The sequence below is a fragment of the Kitasatospora putterlickiae genome, assembly GCF_039527695.1.
Taxonomy (GTDB): Bacteria; Actinomycetota; Actinomycetes; order Streptomycetales; family Streptomycetaceae; genus Kitasatospora; species Kitasatospora putterlickiae.
This window is the reverse complement of record NZ_BAAAKJ010000097.1, coordinates 11,163-14,026: the sequence shown is the minus strand read 5'-3', so window position 1 is coordinate 14,026 and position 2,864 is coordinate 11,163. Positions and strand designations below refer to the sequence as shown.

The window sequence follows — 2,864 nt, the reverse complement described above, 5'->3', positions numbered from 1 at the left end:
CTGCTGACCGGCGCCGACACCGGGGGACCGGCGCGGGCGCCGGGAACCGACCGGGTGCCGGCACCACGGGCCCCCGGCGGACTGCACCGACGGGTACCCGGCGCGGCGCTCGCCGCCCTCACCGGCGGACGGCGCGGGACGGATCCCGGCACCGTGCCGCCCACCCCCACCGATCCGGACATCGCGCTGCTGATCCGGGTCCGAACCCTTCTGGAGGCCCGACTTTGAACCACGCTCCGCCCGCGACCCCGCCCTCACGGCCATGAGGCGGGCGCTCAAGCAGCGTGTCGGCAGGAGACAACTGATCGCCCTGGAGGCCGAGTTGCTGGCCGAACTCCGCGCCGTCAAGCACCGGGTGCCGCACCTCGCGGGCGGACTGGTCGCCAGTGCGGACGGCCTGCTGATCGCCCACGACACCCACGGGACCGAGCCCTCCGGCCTGGCGGCGATGACCGCCGCCTCGCTGGGCCTGGCGCAACGGCTCGCCGACAGCACCGGCCAGGGCGAGTTCCGCGAGTCGCTGGTCCGGGGTGAGAACGGCTACGTCGCCACCTATGCGGCGGGCGGCGGCTGCGTGCTCACCCTGCTCGCCCACCCGGACGCGAACGTCGGCCGCCTGCATCTGGAGGCCCGCCGCTCCGCCCTGCGCATCGCCGCGCTGCTGAACGACGTGCCGCCGCCCAAGGACGCCCGGGAGTCCTGACCGGCCCGGCCGCCGCACCCGCTTTTCCACCACCGCCCCGCTGTTCACCAACCCACCCAGGAACGGGAGACACCGAGATGACCGACGCCGCAGGCGCGCTGAAGCAGGCCATGACCGTGATCGAGGGCGCCATCGGCGCGGCCCTGGTCGACTACAACAGCGGCATGGCGCTCGCCACCCTCGACGGCCCCGGCGGCCTCGACCTCAACGTCGCCGCCGCCGGGAACACCGACGTGGTCCGGGCCAAGATGCGCACCATGGACATGCTGGGTCTCAGCGACGGGATCGAGGACATCCTCATCACCCTCAGCAGCCAGTACCACCTGATCCGCCCGCTCACCAGCCGCAGCGGCAAGGGGCTGTTCCTCTACCTGGCGCTGGACAAGGGCCGGGCCAACCTGGCGATGGCCCGCCACCAGCTCACCAGGATCGAGGCGGACCTGGAGGTCTGAGCGCGCCGGCCTCCTCGGACCAGGCGACCTCGCCGCCGGGGAGCCCCGCGCAGAGCGTGCCGTCCGGCGTCACCACACGCCACGGCGCCAGCAGCGCGTGCGGCGGGACGGACAGCGTCCCGCCGCCCTCGCCGGTGAGGACCAGCTCCAGGCCCCCGGCCGGGGTGACCCGGGCGGAGCCGACCGTCCGTCCGACCAGACCGAGCAGTGGTCTGGTGGGACGGACGGTCAGCGCGGGGAAGAAGACCGCGACGCCCGTCGCTCCGGTGAAGCGGAAGTCCTGCGCCACCCGGACGGTCACCGGCCCGTCGAGCACCAGGTCGAGCCGGTCGCCGCCGACGACCGCGGTCACCCGGCGGCCGGTCAGGGCGGCGTCCAGGCCGTCCGCGGTGTGCGTCGTGTGCTGCGTGTTCTGCATGCGGTCAGTGTGGACCGGCGGGACGCCGCCTGTCCCATCGTCCGGTGCGAGCCCGCTCATCCGGCCGGGTACCCGCCGACCAGTTCGGCCGGGCCGCCCGGCCGGTCGCGCGCCGCCAGCGCGGCCGCCGTCCGCGCCCACGACGCGGGCCGCAGCAGCGCCCGCGCCTCCCTCGGGTCGCAGAGCCGCCACTCGACCAGCTCCTCCTCGGGCAGCACGATCGACGCGAACCGCTCGTCCGCCACCGTGCCGCCGTCGAACAGGTACACCAGCAGGGTGTCCTCCCGGCCGGGCCGCCAGTCCAGCGCCAGCAGCCGCCCCGGCTCGCAGGACCAGCCCAACTCCTCGCGGACCTCCCGGCGGGCCGCCGCCCGGGGGAACTCCCGGTCCGCCTCGACGCCGCCGCCCGGCAGCGTCCAGTACGGCACGTCGCCGCCCGGCAGGTCCCACGGCCGCTGGCGCACCAGCAGGACCCGGCCCGCCCGGTCCGTGAACACCGTGCGGGCCTTGGCCCGGATCCGCGGTCGGCTCGCGATGTAGGAGTCCCGGTCCAGGAGCGGAGGGGCGTCGGCCGGCGGCGCGGGGGAGAGGCCCGCGGGCCAGTGCGGGGAAAGGTCGGCGAGCCCCGCCGCGCCCGTGTACGCGGGAGCCGGGCCGGGCGCCAGGTGGTCGAGCGAGTGCCCGACGGGCAAGCCGTCCTCCAGTTCCAGCGGCCCGGCCGCGCGCGGCGCCCGCAGACAGGCCGTCACCCGCCGGGAGAGCCGTGGCGGCAGCGCGTGGCCCGCCTGCTCCGGCGTCAGCCACGCCCAGCCGCCCACCTCGGCGCGGTCCGGCGTGAACGCCGCCGCCTGCGCGGGCGTCAGCGGCTCGGCCCAGTAGAGGTGGGCGGCGATCGGCGGGCGGTGGTGGTCCACCGTCCAGTCCAGGCACGCGAGCGCCCCGAGCCGGGGCGTGAACCCGAGCTCCTCCTCGACCTCCCGCACCGCCGTCCGGCGCGGCGACCCGTCCTGCGGATCCCAGCCCCCACCCGGCACCGCCACCGGACGCCTCCGGTCATACGGCAACCGCACCACGAGCACCCGCCCCCGCCCATCGGGAAACAGCACCCCGGCCGCCGCCAACAACCCCCGCCCCGCCATCCGCGCTCCCTCCGCCACCTCCGAAGACACCCCACCCCACCTCACCGGTTCCCCCACCGGAAGCGGAAAGCCGCCCCCGACTCCCGACCCCGCCCCGACCACCCTTGAAACGGCCGGCCCCGATGGTGTGTTGGCCGCCCCGGTCGGCTCCG

Annotated in this window: 4 protein-coding genes and 1 pseudogene; 3 read left to right on the top strand and 2 right to left on the bottom strand. The window is 76.2% G+C overall.

Going from position 1 to position 2,864, the window contains the following annotated elements:
* The 3 genes and pseudogenes from ABD308_RS10635 to ABD308_RS10625 all read left to right on the top strand — a co-directional run.
* Nucleotides 1-228: pseudogene (locus tag ABD308_RS10635) on the top strand (hypothetical protein); the annotation flags it as partial.
* 34 nt (nt 229-262) lie between these two features.
* The gene (locus tag ABD308_RS10630; RefSeq protein WP_344331469.1) at nt 263-703 is read left to right on the top strand and encodes a roadblock/LC7 domain-containing protein; all 441 of its coding nucleotides are present in this window, start codon (nt 263-265) and stop codon (nt 701-703) included.
* 77 nt (nt 704-780) lie between these two features.
* Nucleotides 781-1,155, top strand: a complete 375-nt coding sequence (locus ABD308_RS10625) for a hypothetical protein (protein ID WP_344331468.1) — start codon at nt 781-783, stop codon at nt 1,153-1,155.
* Here ABD308_RS10625 and ABD308_RS10620 read toward each other — a convergent pair.
* Together ABD308_RS10620 and ABD308_RS10615 are read right to left on the bottom strand one after the other, a co-directional pair.
* Entirely contained in the window at nt 1,124-1,573 is a 450-nt protein-coding gene (locus tag ABD308_RS10620; protein WP_344331467.1) for a DUF6188 family protein, read from the bottom strand. The genes ABD308_RS10625 and ABD308_RS10620 overlap by 32 nt on opposite strands.
* A gap of 56 nt (nt 1,574-1,629) precedes the next feature.
* Nucleotides 1,630-2,712 (bottom strand): NUDIX hydrolase, encoded by a 1,083-nt coding sequence (locus tag ABD308_RS10615; RefSeq protein ID WP_344331471.1) that lies wholly within the window; start codon nt 2,710-2,712, stop codon nt 1,630-1,632.
* Nucleotides 2,713-2,864: the final 152 nt, after the last annotated feature.

Bases quoted from the DNA above. Each gene is read 5' to 3' on its own strand.
- ABD308_RS10615 (WP_344331471.1), bottom strand. From the start codon at position 2,712: ATGGCGGGGCGGGGGTTGTTGGCGGCGGCCGGGGTGCTGTTTCCCGAT.
- ABD308_RS10625 (WP_344331468.1), top strand. From the start codon at position 781: ATGACCGACGCCGCAGGCGCGCTGAAGCAGGCCATGACCGTGATCGAG.
- ABD308_RS10620 (WP_344331467.1), bottom strand. From the start codon at position 1,573: ATGCAGAACACGCAGCACACGACGCACACCGCGGACGGCCTGGACGCC.
- ABD308_RS10630 (WP_344331469.1), top strand. From the start codon at position 263: ATGAGGCGGGCGCTCAAGCAGCGTGTCGGCAGGAGACAACTGATCGCC.